Annotated in this window: 15 protein-coding genes and 1 pseudogene; 6 read left to right on the top strand and 10 right to left on the bottom strand. The window is 50.4% G+C overall.

Features of this window, described 5'->3' with window-relative positions; all coding sequences use genetic code 11:
• Positions 1 to 219 precede the first annotated feature (219 nt).
• Complete coding sequence (locus H6F91_RS25165; RefSeq protein WP_190773391.1) at positions 220 to 1,020, top strand: glycosyl hydrolase 108 family protein; 801 nt, start codon at positions 220 to 222, stop codon at positions 1,018 to 1,020.
• A gap of 375 nt (positions 1,021 to 1,395) precedes the next feature.
• On the opposite strand, the gene H6F91_RS25170 is transcribed toward H6F91_RS25165, so the two are convergent.
• From H6F91_RS25170 to H6F91_RS25210, 9 genes are all read right to left on the bottom strand, one after another.
• Positions 1,396 to 2,724, bottom strand: coding sequence for an NAD(P)-binding domain-containing protein (locus H6F91_RS25170; RefSeq protein WP_347280084.1), 1,329 nt, complete (start codon positions 2,722 to 2,724; stop codon positions 1,396 to 1,398).
• Positions 2,725 to 2,804: 80 nt separating this feature from the next.
• Complete coding sequence (locus H6F91_RS25175) at positions 2,805 to 3,584, bottom strand: SDR family NAD(P)-dependent oxidoreductase (protein WP_190774195.1); 780 nt, start codon at positions 3,582 to 3,584, stop codon at positions 2,805 to 2,807.
• Positions 3,581 to 4,837: an alpha/beta hydrolase gene (locus H6F91_RS25180; RefSeq protein WP_190774196.1), complete on the bottom strand. Its 1,257-nt coding sequence runs from the start codon at positions 4,835 to 4,837 to the stop codon at positions 3,581 to 3,583. Before H6F91_RS25180 ends, H6F91_RS25175 begins: the two co-directional genes overlap by 4 nt.
• Before the next feature lie 357 nt (positions 4,838 to 5,194).
• On the bottom strand, positions 5,195 to 7,171 hold the full coding sequence (locus H6F91_RS25185) for a hypothetical protein (protein ID WP_190774197.1): 1,977 nt from the start codon (positions 7,169 to 7,171) through the stop codon (positions 5,195 to 5,197).
• A gap of 396 nt (positions 7,172 to 7,567) precedes the next feature.
• On the bottom strand, positions 7,568 to 7,879 hold the full coding sequence (locus tag H6F91_RS25190; RefSeq protein WP_190774198.1) for a hypothetical protein: 312 nt from the start codon (positions 7,877 to 7,879) through the stop codon (positions 7,568 to 7,570).
• Between the two features lie 7 nt (positions 7,880 to 7,886).
• Positions 7,887 to 8,570, bottom strand: coding sequence for a glutathione S-transferase family protein (locus H6F91_RS25195; protein WP_190774199.1), 684 nt, complete (start codon positions 8,568 to 8,570; stop codon positions 7,887 to 7,889).
• 455 nt (positions 8,571 to 9,025) lie between these two features.
• Positions 9,026 to 9,370: a DUF805 domain-containing protein gene (locus H6F91_RS25200; RefSeq protein WP_190774200.1), complete on the bottom strand. Its 345-nt coding sequence runs from the start codon at positions 9,368 to 9,370 to the stop codon at positions 9,026 to 9,028.
• A 173-nt stretch (positions 9,371 to 9,543) separates the two neighbouring features.
• Positions 9,544 to 10,206, bottom strand: coding sequence for a hypothetical protein (locus H6F91_RS25205; RefSeq protein WP_190774201.1), 663 nt, complete (start codon positions 10,204 to 10,206; stop codon positions 9,544 to 9,546).
• Positions 10,207 to 10,455: 249 nt separating this feature from the next.
• Positions 10,456 to 12,198 carry an ABC-F family ATP-binding cassette domain-containing protein gene (locus H6F91_RS25210; protein WP_190774202.1) on the bottom strand — a complete coding sequence of 581 codons (1,743 nt, stop codon included), beginning with the start codon at positions 12,196 to 12,198 and terminating at the stop codon, positions 10,456 to 10,458.
• A gap of 428 nt (positions 12,199 to 12,626) precedes the next feature.
• Here H6F91_RS25210 and H6F91_RS25215 point away from each other — a divergent pair, with 428 nt between their 5' ends.
• The 3 genes and pseudogenes from H6F91_RS25215 to H6F91_RS25225 all read left to right on the top strand — a co-directional run.
• On the top strand, positions 12,627 to 14,057 hold the full coding sequence (locus H6F91_RS25215; protein ID WP_190789534.1) for a hypothetical protein: 1,431 nt from the start codon (positions 12,627 to 12,629) through the stop codon (positions 14,055 to 14,057).
• A gap of 246 nt (positions 14,058 to 14,303) precedes the next feature.
• A complete protein-coding gene (locus tag H6F91_RS25220; protein WP_190789535.1) occupies positions 14,304 to 15,527 on the top strand; it encodes an ISAzo13 family transposase in 1,224 nt (407 codons plus the stop codon).
• 192 nt (positions 15,528 to 15,719) lie between these two features.
• Positions 15,720 to 16,076, top strand: a pseudogene (locus H6F91_RS25225) (GNAT family N-acetyltransferase); the annotation flags it as partial.
• A 218-nt stretch (positions 16,077 to 16,294) separates the two neighbouring features.
• Here H6F91_RS25225 and H6F91_RS25230 read toward each other — a convergent pair.
• Positions 16,295 to 16,903, bottom strand: coding sequence for a sporulation/spore germination protein (locus H6F91_RS25230; RefSeq protein ID WP_190789536.1), 609 nt, complete (start codon positions 16,901 to 16,903; stop codon positions 16,295 to 16,297).
• A 170-nt stretch (positions 16,904 to 17,073) separates the two neighbouring features.
• Between H6F91_RS25230 and H6F91_RS25235 the strand changes: the two genes are divergently transcribed.
• Positions 17,074 to 18,099, top strand: coding sequence for an aspartate carbamoyltransferase catalytic subunit (locus H6F91_RS25235; RefSeq protein ID WP_190774248.1), 1,026 nt, complete (start codon positions 17,074 to 17,076; stop codon positions 18,097 to 18,099).
• Positions 18,089 to 18,529, top strand: a complete 441-nt coding sequence (locus H6F91_RS25240; protein ID WP_242035978.1) for a hypothetical protein — start codon at positions 18,089 to 18,091, stop codon at positions 18,527 to 18,529. Before H6F91_RS25235 ends, H6F91_RS25240 begins: the two co-directional genes overlap by 11 nt.
• Positions 18,530 to 18,540: the final 11 nt, after the last annotated feature.

Below are 18,540 nucleotides of genomic sequence, written 5' to 3' on the forward strand. Positions count from 1 at the left end.
GAGTTGATGGTTTGTGGGTTTCCTCCAAACCATCAACTCCTTCCTGGGGGATAAACTGACTTTGTATGACAGTCTAGGATGTCGTGTTTTATTGGCTGGGCTTTGTTCACGCAATATAAATACCTAATGCTGGATCTCAGGATGGGGTGTCTGTATTGATTGAGGCTTGCCCGTGCACTATAACCCTAATAACGATCAGTCAACTTCGTGTTGTGACCTATGCCGGAACTGAGTTTGGCGGCGATCGCCCGCGACACCATCAGTTATCCTCTTTCCAGCCTGCGGGATGAGCGTTCCGTGGTGCAGTCAATTCAGTCAGCGTTACGGCGGTTAGGGTTTCTGCTGGGTAACGCTGACGGGATCTGGCGGGCTGATACAGCATCGGCCTACACGGCCTTCTGCTATCGTTTTGGGCTTCTCGCTGACGAACTTTCTCCCCGAGCGGCGGGCCTGCTCCTGAAGGCAATTCCATCTTCCCCGCCTCTGCCCCCACCATCTCGCTCTCTGTTTGAAGAAGCCCTTCGCTTTACCCTCAGGTGGGAGGGAGGGTATGTGAATCACCCCGCTGATCATGGGGGTGAAACGAATAAGGGCATTACCACAGCGACCTATCGGGATTATCGCGCGCGGAAAGGCCTACCCCGGCAGAGTGTGCGGTTCATCACAGATGCCGAAGTGCGCGAGATTTACGAGAATATGTATTGGAAGCCTGCTCGTTGTGAGGCGATGGCGCGACCGTTGGCGATCGCCCATTTCGATACGGCTGTGAACTTTGGTGTTGGTGGAGCCACACTGTTCCTGCAAGAATTATTGCGCGTCCCGGTCGATCGCGTTTTTGGCCCCCGCACTCAAACAGCTTTGGGTCAATGCAACCATGCTGATTTGGGTCTTCGCTACCCACAACTCCGGATCGACTATCGCTACCGTCGAGTCAACCGGGACCCCAGTCAACGAGTGTTTTTACAAGGCTGGCTCAACCGGGATAACGATCTGATGCGCTATATTCAACAATTAAGCTAAGCCAAATATTGGATTTCTCAATGGGATGGGATACGAGAGTCTTTCTATCTCATCCCATTGGAAGTGGTGCATGACTTATTGTGAAATTGGATTTCATATAGCAATAGCACTTTGGTTAGGAGAAGAGAGTACAAAGCACTTTCTTCTCCTAACTAAGGAGGTTTCCAGATAAGAGCTTCCCCATTATTTGGAAAAAAGGCGCGGCGAAGCCGCGCCTTTTTTCCAAATAATGGGGATATTGTTTCTCAGAAATCTCCTAAAATGGCGAAGAGTATATTAGATCAATACTCTGGACAGTTTTTCTGAAACCCTTGATTTTGCGTGCGCTTCGCGCACGCAAAATCAAGGGTTTCAGAAAAACTGTCCGAACTAATGTTAGATCGTGTTTTGAAAATTGGGGTACTGGCGATCGACCTGATGTGCTTTATAAGTGAGCCAGCCAAACCCCAGGCTGGCAAGCTTCAGCTGGCGAAAAGCAGCATGTGGATCGGAAAGGTGTGTTTTGGGAAGCTGCATGCCCATTTCCTTGAAAACCAGACCCAGCGGTACCTGAATTTCATCCTGGAGTTTGAGACAGCGGGCAAAAAAGGGCCCATAGGCTGCGATCAGAGAGCCAACACCGCCCCGTGCCTGACCCCAGCCGATGTAATAAATTCCCTTGTAGTCGTCTAAAAAGCAGCTGCCATAACATTGAACGATCGCCCCCTCAGTACGCTGCAGGGCAGGCGGTAGAAAGGGATAGGAAACATGAAACCCGGTAGCACAGACAATTAAATCAAAGGCTTCGCAGCTCCCATCAACGAATTCAACAATGTCCCCTTTGAGTTCTCGTACCGCTGGTTTCGGGTGGATGCGCCCATGTTGAATGTAATAGGGCACTTCGTTGTTCAGGGTGGGGTGTTTTTCAAAGATGCGGTAAGTGGGTTTGGCTAAACCATAGTCCTCATGTTTACCAAAGGTGAGACGAATAATGCCGTAGGCAATCAGGCGTTGCAGCGATTCTGGCATCCACCCCTGAATCAAATCGGTGATTGGGTTTCCGGCAAAGGTTTTGGGCAAAAACCAGACAGATTCGCGCAGACTTAAGACCGACTTTGCCCCAACACGACCGGCTTCTGCCGCAATATCACAGGCAGAGTTACCTCCACCAATTACCAGTACCCGTTTTTCTCGGAGTTGGTCTGGATGTTTGTAATCTTTGGAGTGAATAATTTCGCCATTAAATTTGCCTTGAAATTGTGGAAAGCGTTTATCCCAATGATGCCCGTTGCAGAGTAATACACCTTTGTAAATTCGCTGTTCTCCGTTCGCAAATGTGACGTGCCAGTAATTGTTCTCGACGGGTTGCACCGCTTGAACGGCACAGTTTAATTCAATGGAGGGACGTAAATTAAAGTGATCCGCAAAGGCATTCAGATAATCCCGCATTTGTGTAGCACTGGGAAAATCAGGATAATCGGCGGGCATAGGAAAGTGCGTAAATTGAGTCACCTTCCGCGATGAAATAATATGTGCGGTTTGATAAACGCCGTGATACCAGTTACCACCAATTTGATCGCTGGCATCGACCTGATCATAAGCAATTCCAGCCGCTTGAAGTGCCTGAGCCATGCCCAGCCCCACAAATCCGGCTCCCAGGATAAGGTGTCGATCGGTTCGGTCAACGGCCTGGGGCGTTACCCTGGGGCGATCGCTCTGCAACACAACGTATCCTCCGATGATGTCTGCTATTCATCCAGTCTAGGGCTTGTTTTGAAAGTTGTTTTTCGTGCGCTTCGCGAAGCCTACAACGATTTGAGCAGCCAGGGAGCAAAACGTTTGAGTAGATGAAGGATGTATGCCGTGCGATCGGGAAAGACGTGCAGTTGATTGCGTTCAATTGCCCGAATTGTATGACGTATCACGACAGCCGGATCTGTAATTAAGTTATCTGGAATGCCCTTAGCTTTTTCTTGTAAGCTGCCATAACGCTTGGATTGCAGAATAGGAGTACGACTAAAAAATGGATAAACGGCTGTTACCCGAACGTTGTAAGGTTTCACTTCAGCCTGCAGTCCTTCACTAAAGCCCCGTAGCCCAAACTTGCTGGTGGCATAGTGTGTGAGACCTGCGATCGCCACCCAACCCGCCGCTGATGAAATGTTGACAATATGCCCCGATCGCCGCGCAATCATCTCTGGAACAAATAAGCTGCTCAGTCGCATGGGAGCCAGAAGATTAATCTGCATCAGCCGTTCCCATTGGTCACGGGGTACTTCGTCCATGCGACCAAACACCGCAATCCCCGCATTGTTAATCAAAATATCAATTGATGTGTTAAGTGCTTGAACCTGTTTGTAGAGCAGCTCACAGCCCTCAACTGTGGAGAGCTCTGCTGCTACACAAGCCAGCACTTTTCCCGCCGAAATACTGGACTGCATGGCGGCTAGCTGCTCCAGCTTTGCCCCATCCAGATCCGCCAAAATGAGCCGACTTCCTGCCATAAGTAACTGTCGAGTAATCTCCTGCCCAAAGCCACCCGTCGCTCCTGTAATCAGCACAACGGCATCTTTTAGCTGCGTCATGGCAGTTCCCTTAATGCCCAGGCAAGAAATCGCTCTGTGTAGTATAGGGCAAGCTGATTGCTCACACCATTGAAAACGGCGTCAAAGGCATGTTCTGCCCAGGGGATTTCGAGCAGAGCAGCCTGGTTTCCCGATGCTTGCAGTTTCTCATGGAGCTGCCGTCCAAACCTGGGAAGAACGATGTGATCGCGGCTTGGGTAGACGAGCAGCGAGGGAGGCAGGTTGGGTGAAATGTGATTGACGGGAGAGGCCTCCTGATAAATTTGTGGCACTTGATCGGGGTTGCCCCCCAAAAACGCTTCCAAGATGGCGCAAGTGTTGATTGGGTCCGGCACCGGTGGGTCAGTATAGCCCTCGATCAGGTTTGTTGGCCCGTAGTAGTTGACGATCGCTCGAATCGGTAGAGGACTTTGCCCATAAGCTAGCAGAGAGGCCAGATGTGCACCTGCCGATCGCCCCAACAGGGCAATGCGCTGGCGATCGATTTCAAATGCTTCTGCCTGGGTCTGAATGAATGACAATGCCGTTCGCACATCTTCGAGCTGTGCTGGATAGCGGAATTGTGGCGCATGGCGGTAATCCAGAGCCACCACTGTATAACCCTGAGCGGCCATATAACGGCTAAAGGTTTCGTCATTGGCAGGTGTGCCAGCTTGCCAGGCTCCTCCGTAAATGACAGCGATCGCCGGGTGCAGCCCCACTGTCGAAGGGCGATAGAGATTAAGGGTTAATTTAACCCCATCCACAGTGGCAAACGGAATACCTCGATCTACGCGAACTTCTGGCACCCGAATCCCCCGAAACGCATCGATCCAGACGAACGGATGGGAGCGCAACACCTGAGAAATGGGAGGTGTCAGCACCGCTGCCCCAAATTCGGCTTCCATCGCTGTCGCAATGCGAGCATTGGCGGCTGGGAACTGGATTAGAGGCAATAGGCTGAGCAGCAGACCCAGCAGGCTTACTCCTAGGGCGACGCCATATATCCAGCTCGATTGGAGCCGCAGTGCTACGAGCAGCAGGGCGATCGCATTCACAACAACTAACCAGGGGCTGACTTCTGGCGTTCCCACTCCTAGGGGCAGCAAGGAAAATGTGGGAGCCGGAATGACAATCCACAGGCTGAGAAAGCAGCTCACAAGACTCAAGAGCCAGGGAACCCAAAGGGAAGCTAGAAATGTTGCCAGAAGGGCTAACGTCCCTTTGCCTCGGATGCCAGATTGCGGTTTGTCTGGGGGGGCAGATTGAGCCATTGGTGGGAAGGTTGGAAAAAGTAGAATTTCAGTTGTTTCTAACGCTTTAATTTACAGCCAGTACTGTGATTCGTGAGCGGCAAAGCGGACGCAACTGAGAAAGCTGACGAGCTGCAAAAGGCTCTCGTCAAGAACCTTTTGCAGCTCGTCCAACAAAAGTCACTCAACTCAGTTAACCCAGGACTTACGCAAGCCCGCTATCTGTAGTGTATTTGTGTTGTAGGTGGGGTGCTTCGCACCCCACCTACAACACAAATGCGTAAGTCCTGTAACCATAAACCCCAAAGTGCTGCGCCACTCGCATTGCGGGTGGCGCAGCACTTTGGGGTTAATTACGCCTACGTACTTGAGCGATGGTTAGGGCGTCGTTCCTCGCACCAAGTCTAAGGGACAAACATCTGAGCCCTTTAATTCAGGATTGCCATAGCCCATGTACCGAAGTGGGCCTGTAGGGCCATCGGAGGCTACAGGGTCATCTTCGGGTTTATCCAGAGGCGTCAGGTAATCGTGAGCAGCGGTACAGGCCGCCTCCAGAGAAGACCCGTTATTCCACAGCTCGGCCGCTTGACGAGCAGCTTCGGTGATGGGAGCGTCGGGGTAGGTGAGCCACAGCCAGCCCTGCCAGGTATCGACTTCATGGCGATCGCCCGCCATCATCCCCATCATCATTAAGCGGAAGGCAGCAAACTGACGACTGCTATCGTAAACACTCCCGGATGTATTCCACCAGAGGTCATTGCGCAACGACTCGTCATCAATCACCTGGCGGTAGAGGGCGCTCGCTCGCTCACGCCCACCTTGAGCCATACGGTAGTTTGCCTCATACAGCAAATGGAACCGATAGTCGCTGTAGTCCCAGTAGGTGTCGTAATGGGTCATGCCAGTACCATTCCAGGACCAAACTTCCATGCGAGGGCGCTGCAATCCCGCTCCTGCACTGCTGATCACCCCGCCATGAAGCACCAGGTCAGGGCGACCATCTCCGTTCTCATCTCGGGAAGGGCGCACTTCAGAAGCGGGCATGACAACGGAAAGACCTTCTGTTTCCAACGAAGGCGCTTGGGAGATCAAGGAGTGAATGGCTCCATCTCGGTAGCTCAAGACGGTGTAGCTCTGAGTACAGGTGTGAGCCCCGCACATCTGGCGTTGTAGCAGAATTTCGGGGGCTCCATCCCCGGTGTAGTCTTGAAGCGCGACGATTTGAGGCGCACTCAAGGAGAACTCCCGTGAGAGGGGAATGGGGTTTTCCTCTGAGCTAGCCCGGAAGTAATCTTCGGGCTCAAAGAAGCGGTGGAGGAGGCGATCGCTATCACCAATGATCCAGAAATCTCCTGACCGTCCCCAGGGCAACGGATTGGGGTCAAGACGAATGGTCAAGAGCCACTCATCCCGACCATCCCCATTCAAATCCATGACCTGAAAATCTTCGGGACCGCTTTGCCAATCTGCCGCTTGCAGGGCAGCCTGTACCTCAGCGGGGTCACTGCCCTGCTGCCAGTGTTCCCGCAGCCATGTGACTAGCGCTTCTGTGGGAATTCGCTCCTGTACCGCCCCAGTGTTGATGTTACGGCGATCCTGGGTATCTAACCAGACTTGCAACTCAGCACTGTTCATCTTGGTCGGAATGGCTCTGGTGCTTGGGTCTTCAGGTCGTGGATTTAATCGCACATCGGTGCCATCGCTGTTGAGATGGAAGACCCAGGTGGGGGCTGTTGCGGTGGCTTCACCCCGTTGAACCTGAGCACGCCACCCTAAAATGCCCATGTCCTGGCACACCTGCGCGGCTGAAATAACGATGCCCATACAACCATCCCAGGTACGGGGCTCTGAAGAGAGCACGCCCAGCTCCGATACGGGAACGTTGAGTTGGCGGGCAGCTTCAGCGAGAAGGCGATCGCGCACCGAAGGCGGCAATACATCAGGCCGCTCAACCCGGCGGATGGTCTGGCCGCTTGCATCGGTGCGATAGAACCAGCTCCGTTCGCCGTTGGTGACTTCCATCTGCCAACCTTCTACCGTCGCTGCCAGGCATAGTTCTGCTGGGCCACCTAAACCCAAACATCCATCCGTCCAGGTTTCCCGGCTAAAGCGCTGAATTTGTAGGTTTCGGCGCGCTAATCCAATGTCGCGGGAAGCGGTGCGTAGTACCCGGTTTACGAGCATTTGGGGAGGAATGTGGGACGTGTCACCGATAGCTGGAGGTGAAGAGGTTGTGAGGTTAGGGTTGGCAAAAGCTTCTGGGGCTTCGGCAACACCCCCTACCAGCAGGGTTAGCGACAACAACAGAGCAGAAGCTTGGGGCCAGCGAGCAACAGGAAGTCCACGGCGTACCATCGTTTCAATTCCTTTTGATGAATGCGTTAGATCGACTAAGGGGCAGGAGTGATGTACTCCGATTTCACCTTAACCAGTCATTTGAGCTGCATGGCTCTCGTTACACATTCAGATACATGCAATCAATAGAGCAGTATGCAAGCACGTCAAGTACACAGGGGATAGGATGTGCAATACCACACCCCCCATTCCTGGGTACTTACAGTGCTTTTTAAGTGCTTAAAATCTGGTTGTTTTTGCGAGAGCTGCGCTCCGCGTGGCTCTCACAAAAGCAACCGTGACTGATTCGAGCGCAAAGCGTTGTAAAGAATTTGCACCGCGCTATAGACGCATCGTTGGTTGTGGAAAGGGAGCTAGCAACTGCTTCACAACCACATATTGGAAACACGGCCTGTTTTAGGGAATGATTGGCAACACGAATCGCAATGCTTTACGAATACGCAGCAGCGTGACGAGTTGTGCAATCTGCCCGGTAACAATGCCGGGAGCATTGAGGTTAGCATCTGTTGCCGCATCCTGTTCGGCGTACTCACGGGCGGAGAGCAATTCGCCATCTTCAGGCGATCGCCCCTCCAGCACAATTTGTGTCCGTAACACTTCTTCGGGAATATCGTCTGGGGGTGGCAGGGCCACTGCTGGCGTGAGGGGAAGGGCAATCGATAAACCGAGGAGGGATAGGCAAAGGCGAGAAGCAGTGGCTTTAGACATAGCGCAATTAGACGGATAGAGAATCGGTTTCTAATCCAGGGGGAAGGGGTTCATGGCAGCGTTCATGCACTTCGATGATACGCGCAAACAGCCAAGGGTAGTTCTGACGATAGTAAGGTAATCGGGCCAAAGGGCTGAGTAGAGCGGCTGCGGTGAGGTCGGCTGCGGTGAAGCGATCGCCTACTAGATACGCTTTCTCCCACCGTTGGAGTGCGTCGAGGGCGTTGGCAAGGCGATCGCTCGCCAACGTGACCCGCGCTGGGGTCATGCCATACTGCTTGCGCACTATCTGAATAACGGCCTGGCTCGCCAGGGATGGATCGAGTGCTTTACCTTCTCCAGATCGGTAGTCGTAGTACACAAACCGCGTGGCCACTCCAATACTTTCGTCGAGCCAATCTTCTAGCAAATTGACTTCATTGCGCAGGTTTGGTTCCGTTGGGAATAGCGGTGGGTCAGGTTGGTAGCGATCGAGGAAGGTGAGGATGTGGGTGGAGTCGGCGATCGCCTCGACCTCTCCCGGCACTTCGGGGAGCAGTACTGGCGTTGTGGTTAATCCCGTGAGGGGTCGTAGCTTCAAGGCATGGATGCCTGGAGTTAAGTTCTCAACCCGGTAGGAGATACCCTTATAACCCAAGGCCAAACGAGCTTTACGACAGTAATGAGAGGTGCTGAATTGAAGCAACAACATGTAGCGATCCTTTGTAGTATCTAAAGGGTTTCCACCCCTGCATAGAGCAATTTTGCATGCCGCGAAGGTTTAGACAGATCGTTTTTTCCGTTGTTTGTCCACTGTTGCTCCTGATGAAACTTGCATAACTTATGTCTCCCGAAGCACAAGAATTTCTAGGTGCATTCGTATCAGAGTCCTTCTATTATTGGGCTTCCGTCTTCATGTTAAGTATCGACGGGTGAAGCGATCGCGTCCCTAGTTTAAACTATCCAGGGCGTAAGCTTTGTTCTCATTGGGTACTTCTATTGGATCTGTGGTGTTATACACGTTTATTAAGCGTGTAACACCACTTTCAACCGAATTTGATATAAGTTCTGACATCTCAAAGTTGACCAAAAAAAGTTGCGTACACCAAGCGTACGCAACTTTTTTAAGCGACTATATCGCGATATAGGCCAAACGTGACAATATTGTTAGCCGTACTGATTGGTTCCAGGTTGGCTATCACCGACCAGAAAAAACAGCACAACCAAAGGGCCAATGAGAGGGACTAAGACCAGAAGAAGCCACCATCCACTACGACCTGTATCGTGAAGTCGTCTAACTGTAACAGCAGTGCCTGGAATAAATACAGCCAGTGAATAAAGGCCACCCAGGACCCCCAACCCCCCCTCAATGGTCAAGCCTAAGACCCCATCAATAATACCCAGTCCAAGGGAAATCAGAAAGTTAAATAGAACAAAGTACCAATACTCTCTACGTCGGGCTCGTCCACTTATAACGGCGTACTTTTGGAGAGCTGTCAAATACCACTCCATATAGAAATCCTCGTCAAGTTATGTAGATGAGCGTGTAGCTAGCTCATCAATTTAGTAGTCACTTGCTAAGACTACAAAGGAGATATAGGTCATTCCAGATTGATCCGTTTCACAGGCTTGTGTAGTTTTTTTAATGGTGCAGATTTAACCGCGCACCCATTCATGCAGGCAGTCTATAGATCTAAGCCCTGCTTGGGTTTATTGACTCGTAACCATTCAACTAATCTGTCCAATATTTCTAAGTCTTGTTCCTTTTTTAGGGGAGGTGGGGTGGAGGCGATCGCCCTCACATTCTCCTCAACCGTTGAGGACTGAACAAACTGAACCCTCTCCGGAAAAAGCTGTTGAAATGCTTTGAAATATTGAAGTTGTGGGCTCGCGAATTGTTCGTATCGTTGAACCTTTGCCTCAATTTTGGCATCATCCTGGTTTAAAGCCCGCCCTCGTTCATATTCCCGTTGTCGCCGTTCTTCAGGGCTTGTCCATAAGATAAAATACACATCCGGAAAGCCAAGTCTGCCAGCTACGATTTGTTCTTGGTAAAAAGCTTCTGCTGCTTCAAGAGGTGTCCACGGCTCGTCGGGATAAATCCAGCTAAACCAGAGAGGTTGGAACAAATCCCCGTCAAAGAGAATGCGGTCACAGTTTTTGACTTGTCGCAAACCCACTTCCCATCGGGCAACTTGTCGATTCAAATACCACTGTTCAGGCTCATTCTGAGGACGGGCAAAGAGCTTGTTCACCTCAGGCACCACAAAGACTTGATGTTGCTTCACCAAAGCCTGGGATGTTGTGGATTTGCCAACGGCAGGCGCACCTTCGAGAGCTATGAGCATTGGGAGCCGTCCTTATGGAAGGTTTGAATCTCTAAGTTCTTCAATGCAGTATGAGCCATTTCCGAACGGCAAGGTTTCGGTCCATAGCGGTTTAAGGACAGAAACGGTGTTGTGGGGCGCTACGCGCCCCACAACACCATAAACCCGCACAGCGCTATATGCATTAGCTAAATTCGCTGACTTAGAAAAACCTAAAAACCCGGTGTTTTTAAAGCACCGGGTTTCTATCATCCAGTTACTCAAACAGGGTTACTTACCCTTTTTTTCAGCTTTAGCCGCCGTTTTAGCTTCCTTCTTTTCCTTTTCCTTTTGCTTTTGTTTTTCGCGTTTGGCAGCAGCTTTAGCGGCTTCTTCGGCGGCGATCGCTGCCAACTTCACCGCTTCTTTCTCCTCAGCAATCTTGTCGAGGTAGTAGTGATAGTCGCCCCGGAACAGCTTCAATTCTCCATCCCGAATTTCAACAATTTTGTTGGCAACCTGGGAGATGAAATAACGGTCGTGGGACACAATCAACACGGTGCCATCGTAGTTGCAAATAGCCTCTTCCAACATTTCCTTGGCTGGAATATCCAGGTGGTTGGTAGGCTCGTCCAGAATGAGCAGGTTGGCGGGTTGCAGCAGCATTTTGGCTAAAGCCAAACGTGCCTTTTCCCCTCCACTCAAGGCTTTCACCTGCTTGAATACCGAATCGCTGCTGAACAGAAATCGTCCCAATAGGGTACGAACTTCCTCGTTCTTCCAGTCGGGCACTTCGTCGTGGATAGTGTCCAGCACCGTCTTTTCCAGATCCAGCGCTTCGGCCTGGTTCTGCTCAAAGTAGCCAGGGATGATGTTGTGGGTGCCCTGTTTTACTGCGCCTTCAGTGGGTTGCTCCATGCCCATAATCAGACGGAGCAGAGTGGATTTGCCTGCACCGTTGGGGCCGAGGAAGGCGATGCGATCGCCCCGCTCAATTAATAAATTCGTGCCTAAAAACAGGATTTTGTCGTCGTAGGTGTGGGTCATGTCCTCAATCATGACCACCTCGCGCCCGCCACGGGGTGCCGGAGGAAAGCGGAAATGTAGTGTCCGCACATCTCCGACAGGAGCCTCGATCCGTTCGATTTTATCCAGTTGCTTCTCGCGGCTCTTGGCCTGGGTGCTACGGGTGGCACTGGCTCGGAACTTGTCTACGAATGCCTGTTGTTTTTCGAGTTCCTTTTGCTGTCCTTCGTAGGCAGCTAGTTGAGCCTGACGATTCTCTTCTTTTTGCTGAAGGTAGGAGCTATAGTTGCCCAGGTAGGTCGTGGAAACACCGCGCTCGGTTTCCACAATCTGCGTGCAGAGGCGATCGAGGAATTCCCGGTCGTGGGAGACGATCACCATGGGGGTGTCAATTCCCTTCAGATAAACTTCCAGCCACTCAATAGTTTCCAGATCCAGGTGGTTTGTCGGCTCGTCCAGTAGCAGAATGTCGGGAGTTTGCAGCAGGATTTTGCCCAAGCTCATCCGCATTTGCCATCCGCCACTGAAGGCACTGACGAGGCGATCGCCATCCTCTGACTCAAAGCCCAGCTCGGGCATGATCTTCTCAATCTCGGCATCCAGCGCATAGCCGTTCAATGCTTCAAACTGCCGCTGTAGCTTATCCAGTTTGTGAATCAGCTTGTCCAATGTGTCGGGGTCGGCGGTTTCCATATCCCGCTGCACCTGCATCAGAGATTCATGGACATCGTTGGCTTCCGCAAAGGCCCGCCAAAATTCTTCCCGCACGGTACGGCAGGGATCGACCTCAAACTCCTGGGTCAGGTGAGCAATCTTCAGGCTGGCGGGACGGATGATTTCGCCACTCGTCGGTTCCTCTTCCCCAGCAATAATCCGCAGTTGAGTGGATTTGCCTGCACCGTTGACCCCGACCAGGCCGATGCGATCGCCCGGTTTCACTTCCCAGTTGACGTCCTTGAGCACTTCGCCCGTCGGGTAAATTTTGCTGATATGTTCCAGTCGCAGCATGAAGGCTCCAGGGTGGGAATTTGTAGATTTGTGAACGGAGATCTTTCCTATTATATAGGGGTGTGTGGGTAGATGAGTAGATGGGTGCTGCCTGGCTTACAGAAGGGCTACTGCTTCGTAAGAGCGCCTACGTGAGAGGAGGGTTAGGGCGATCGGAGCGGTTGTCAATACTCGTCGAAAAATATAAGGAAGGTTTTTCGCTATCTTATGATCACGGAATAAAAAGTTTCTTACGATTTAACCAAATCGGGATAATAGGCAGAAGTTTTGTTCCCGATCTCTCTAAATAAAGTAGCTCGGCGGGAAGTTTCTCACGATCGCCCCAATCTGGTTAATATGCATAAGCCTCCCCTCGATCCCTTAAATTTTGATGATAGGCCGAAAGCTTTAGCCTACTCAATTGTTAGGTGTAATAAACACGTTGTTTCATGTTAACCAAATTCCTCACTAAGGTTGAAGAAATTGGCTTTAAAGCTACTATTCAGGAGAATGGTAACATTAGTATTTTTTTGGAGTGTTGTCCTTCATGGCGAATTTCGCTATACCTTATGGATGATGGCACTTACTTTCCACTAATCTACTTGAGACAAATACGCATTGAAGAGGTTACTGACCTACACGAAATTATTCCGACAGTTTTTGCAGGGATAGTGAAAAGCAAAGGCTATTGTTCCTTTAGATTTCTAGGTGAGCACAACGATTTTAGTGGAATAGAGGACGAATTATATGGGATGTATCTCTTTCCTGCGCAACCCTTTAATGAGCGAATACGCCCAGGCTATAAGCAAGACTTAGAAGTCTTTTTAGGGATTCTTGACCTTCTGTTTGTCTATTATCTATTTCAAGGAGATGTCCTTGGTTGTCTTGAGAGCGCAGAAGAAGACTTTTCTTTTGAATCACCGGAGCTCAATGAATGGGTAGATAAAATTACATCTGTTTTAGGGAACAAAATTTCTTATGTAGCCAATGTTCGCAAAAACCCTGACTGGTTTTATTTTAGAAGCTTTTCTGAGGAGTTGTCTGTTTGTCAAAGTCCACACATAGCGAAGCTTCTGAAGCAACTTTACTCTAATAATGAAAGTAATATTAAACGTTTAAATGGAGTTTGTGCGAAAATAGAATTATTTAGAAATCTAAGTAATGCAATTTCATATCAGCATGAAGACCTAGCCCATAAAATTTTTATTTCTCTTAACGATGCAACAGAAACGATTGCGATATCACAAGAAAACCAGCTATTGTTTGTTTCTGATTTGCATTTAGTAATTAAACACGCAAATAGTGGTTTCCTCGGTGTTGCAGAGGAAAAAGAGCTCATATGGAAGCGGCAGCAGCAAGAAATAGAACTCTTGTTTGGTGATAGAAAAATCGAGTGGAGGATAAAAACAAGGGAAGATAGCGCTGTATTTGAAGATCTTGTTCTAGAGTTGCTAAACCGTGAACCCTATATCTTCTCAGTTAAGAAAGTAGCTCCTACCAATCAGAGTGATAACGGTCGAGACCTGATATGTGAGTACAATATGCGCTACGACGAACGTCAGGTTGAGAAAGGCGAGAGTTCAATTCAAATTGGAAAGATGATTGTTCAATGTAAAACTAATTTAAATAGCTCTAAACGTAGCTCAATTGGAAAAGCAGACGTAGATATAGCCAACACAATCTTTGACTATAGACCCGATGGCTATATGTTAGTTGTAAATACTCAAATTACAAGAGACCTAACAGAAATGCTAGAAAGGCAAAAGGACAGGAAGGAACAAAATAGAATTCTTTGGTGGAACTCGTTTGATTTGGAGGAAAGGCTAAGAAAAAACCCTGATATTCTTGCCAGGTACAAGAACATAGTTAGGTATTCGTAGATGGTTAAATGCTAGAGCGCTCGTTATCTGGTTGCTTAGTTTGGTGCCATGCAATTATTGACAGAGAGATGAAACTCTTGATGAAGACTTTATTTTAAGTTTAGGGGTTCAGCAGCAACCTAACAACCGCACTGTACCGGAACGTTTCGTTATGCTTAGGATTCTTAAATTAATAAGTTGCGTAACTACTTTGTTCAAGCAGGCATTGAATGATTAGGCTGAGGAAAGCGATGTTCAGCCTTTCCTATGATTTCCGATTCTGTAGTCAAGCAGATTGAGGAAAAGTATCATAACCTCAGTCTTTACCTCAACGAGCGCAGTCGTCGATTATGGGCGGCAACGGAAGCACGGGCTTTGGGCTATGGCGGTATCCTTGCTGTTCACCGAGCCACGGGTATCAGCCAAAACACTATTCGCGCTGGCCTGAAGGAGTTGGAACGAGAAGCAGAGGATTTACCCCCTAAGGAGCGCATTCGCCAGGTGGGGGGTGGACGCAAACGAGTAGAGGAACACACGCCGTCGATTTTAGAGGCCTTAGACCGATTGGTGGAACCCACCAGCCGAGGAGAACCCGAATCTCCCTTACGGTGGACGTGCAAAAGCGTCAATCACCTGGCAGACGCATTGCAGCAGCAAGGCTATCAGATTAGTGCCATGACGGTTTATACCCTACTGATTGAGATGGGCTACAGCTTGCAGAACAATCGCAAAACTCAAGAAGGCAAGCAACATCCGGATCGAGATGCGCAGTTTCACCACATTGCCCAACAAGTGGAAGCATTTCAAGGTCGGCACCGACCGGTGATCTCAATTGATACCAAGAAGAAGGAGAACCTGGGTCAATTCAAAAATGGTGGACAAGAATGGCAACCCGAAGGGGAACCCATTGCGGTTAAGACCCATGATTTTCCGAGTCAAAGCGAGGGTAAAGCGATTCCCTATGGCATTTATGACCTGACTCAGAACCAGGGATGGGTGAATGTCGGCATTGATCATGACACCGCAGAGTTTGCAGTTGAATCGATTCGACGTTGGTGGCAGCAACTTGGACAAACTCAATATGGCCGCAGTCGGCATCTATTGATTACGGCGGATTGTGGCGGGAGTAACGGCTATCGCAATCGATTGTGGAAGTTGAAGCTGCAGGAATTTGCGGATGAAACGGGCTTAACGCTGCATGTCTGTCATTTTCCACCGGGTACCAGCAAGTGGAACAAGATTGAGCACCGTTTATTTTGTCAGATCACGACGAACTGGAGAGGACAGCCATTAACCAGTTTAGAAACTGTGATTAACTTGATTAGCAATACCACGACTGGAACCGGCTTAGAAGTTCACGCTCAATTGGATGACAATCTCTATCCCACGGGTATTCAAGTGACGGATGAACAGTTCAATGCAATAGCCATTGAGCGGTGTCGATTTCATGGAGAATGGAACTACCGGATTGTGCCGCGAAAGACAGCTTAGTTAATTAAGTTATTTTTGTAAGGATCCTTAGCTAAGCTGCGAGGCTTATTTGCGTCCGATGAGCGCGGCCGTTAACACGGCTTAAGTTTGTGCGGTAGCAATCGGTTTCAGAGAATTTGTAAAAGTCAAAGTGATTTGGAGAATTGGGTAGGAGCAGCATCATTTGAATTGTTGGTCAGGTTTAAACCAAAAATGATGAAAATTGCTGAAATGGCCATTAATCATTACGATGATGTTCTAGACTTAATGCAACAAGTTCCAGGGGTGTCAGTTCGTTCGGCTGATTCAAAAGAAGCGACAGCCCGCTACCTTGAACGTAATCGGGGATTAAGCTTTGTAGCTCTAGACGGCGATCGCATAATTGCCTGTGCAATGTGTGGGCACGATGGTCGGCGTGGATATTTACAACACGTGATCGTTTTACCTGAGTATCGGAACCGTGGAATTGCATCAGCTCTCGTTGAACGCTGTCTATCAGAGCTGGAGTCTATCGGTATCTTTAAGACCCATATTGATGTTTTTGTTGATAATGACCTGGCAAATGAGTATTGAGTGCGACGGGGTTGGGTGAAGCGCGATGACATCAACCGTTATTCTTTCAACCGTAGTTTAAACCCAAGCGTGTAAAGTCAGTAATCCTCAAACCAGTTCCCCGTCTTTCAGAAAAACGGGGAACTGGTTTGAGGATTACAAGGGCTAGATCCCCGTTCTTTCCAGAAAAAACTGGGGATCTAGTCTTTGACATGCATCAATCTTCCAAAATCGATCTACAAAGCAATTTCCTCGCCCCGTTCGGTAAAGCGAACATCGGTAATGTTCCAGTCAGGGTTTTTGACGAGCGTTTCCCTCAGGCTACCGAAGAGAGCGAACTGCTCGCAGGCGGAGAGAGACACTAGCTTGCGCTGGGAGTTGGGGTTCATACGTAAATCCACCGTGGCGACGCGGGTATTGGGATCAACGGTCACTCGGTAGCCCGAGAGGTCGAAGTCACCACTGCCCTGATTTTCGAGAACTTTGCCCACCGCCCCTTCTAAGGGGCGATCGCCCGCCACCTGTACCTGCTGGGGCTCAAAATTCACACACTGGTCATCGGACTTGTAGACCGTCACTGTCACCGAGTTGGCCGAGTTGGTGGATTGCCCCGTAGCGGGAGTCTCGCTCGAAGACCCAGGGCTGGCGGCAGGGCTGGCAGCACTACCTAGAGCATTGGGAGAAGGACTGGCACTGCGGGAACCATTGGGAGCGAGGGTCAAATTGTCTGTCGGTGACCCGGTTCTGGGAGTTTCAGCGGTATTGTTGCGGCAACTGGCGAGGCTGATGCAGAGACTCAAAGCCACCATCAGTGCAGAAAGAGATTTATAGTTGATCCGGTTCATGGCACAATCCTGTGGGCTTGCGGTAGCCCTGAAGTTGGAATTAAGCGAAGACAAACCCCATCGGGTGTTCTCAAGATCGTTCGGATGGGGTGGGTAGTCGTCCGGATTCTAATCATGGCGAAGTAAGAAAAGGATTGCAAGTTGTGCCAGTTATTTCTCCTGAAGCAGATATGGTAACGACAACCTGGAATCGGCGGCACGTCTTGTCTCTTGAAGATTTTACCCCCGAAGAATACGACACAGTTCTACAAACGGCTGCCAGTTTCCAGGAAGTCCTGTCCCGCCGTACCAAAAAGGTGCCGGCCTTACAGGGGCAGGTGATTACGAATATGTTCTTTGAGTCCTCTACCCGCACCCGCAGCAGCTTTGAGCTAGCAGCCAAGCGGCTTTCAGCAGACGTACTCAACTTTGCCCCAGGTAGCTCCTCCCTGTCCAAGGGCGAAACTATTCTGGATACAGCCAAGACCTATCTGGCGATGGGCACCGACATGATGGTGATTCGCCACAAGGAGTCGGGCGTGCCTCAGGCGATCGCCGAGGAAATGGATCGCCTCAAAACCAACGTCGGCGTCCTCAACGCTGGGGATGGCCAGCACGAACACCCCTCTCAGGCGTTGCTGGATCTGTTCACCCTCTGCACCCTGATCAACCCCAAATCTCCGCGCCTCTCCATGCTGGCCGGGAAAAAGATTGCGATCGTGGGCGACATCCTCCACTCCCGCGTAGCCCGCTCGAATATCTGGAGCCTCACAGCAGCGGGAGCCGAGGTACACCTGGCGGGGCCACCTACCCTGCTGCCGGAGTGGTTCAAGGGTTTTGTGGAGAATGCCAATACAGTTCATCCAGAAGTGCCGCGATCGCTCCATTTCCACTGGCACCTGGAACCGGCCCTGCGCGATGCTGATTACGTCATGACCCTGCGCCTCCAACGGGAGCGGATGACGAGCCATCTACTGCCCAGCCTGCGAGAGTATCACTTGCAGTTTGGGATCACGGGCGATCGCCTCAAACTCTGCAAACCCGACGTGAAAGTTCTCCACCCCGGCCCGGTCAATCGCGGCGTAGAAATCAGCTCCGAGTTGATGGATGACCCAGCTTTCAGCCTGATCTCCCAGCAGGTAACCAGTGGCGTTGCGGTGCGAATGGCGCTGCTGTACCTTATGGGAAGTGGGCGCACGGTGAAGGATGAAGGCTGACGAAGTAAGGCAGGAGGCCGAGGGCACAGGGCAGAAGATGGAGGATGAGGCTACTTCATCCACATCTTTGTCGCGCTGGCTCAAACGCCTGCGGGGTGGATTTTGGGTCGGATTGGGGTTTATGCTGTCACCTCTGTCCTGGTGGAACGACCTGTTCTTTAATTTGCCGATCGCTTATGGGTTTGGCTACCTGGTGCGGTTCTTCGCGCCTGAGTGGTTTTTGCCTGCTACCGTGGTAGGGTACTGGCTCTCAAATGTGCTGGGCATACTGATGATGCAGTTCGGCGCGACAGATGTTTTGTTTGAGAATCGGGAGCGTAACCTGAAGAAGGATGTGCTGATGGGGGTTGGAACATCAACCCTTTATACTCTGGCGGTGGTGGCATTGGTTTACTTCCATGTTCTAGAAACGCCTCAGCTTTTCCCCTAGATCCTCAATCC

It is taken from the genome of Leptolyngbya sp. FACHB-8, from assembly GCF_014695575.1.
Classification (GTDB): domain Bacteria; phylum Cyanobacteriota; class Cyanobacteriia; order Elainellales; family Elainellaceae; genus Vacuolonema.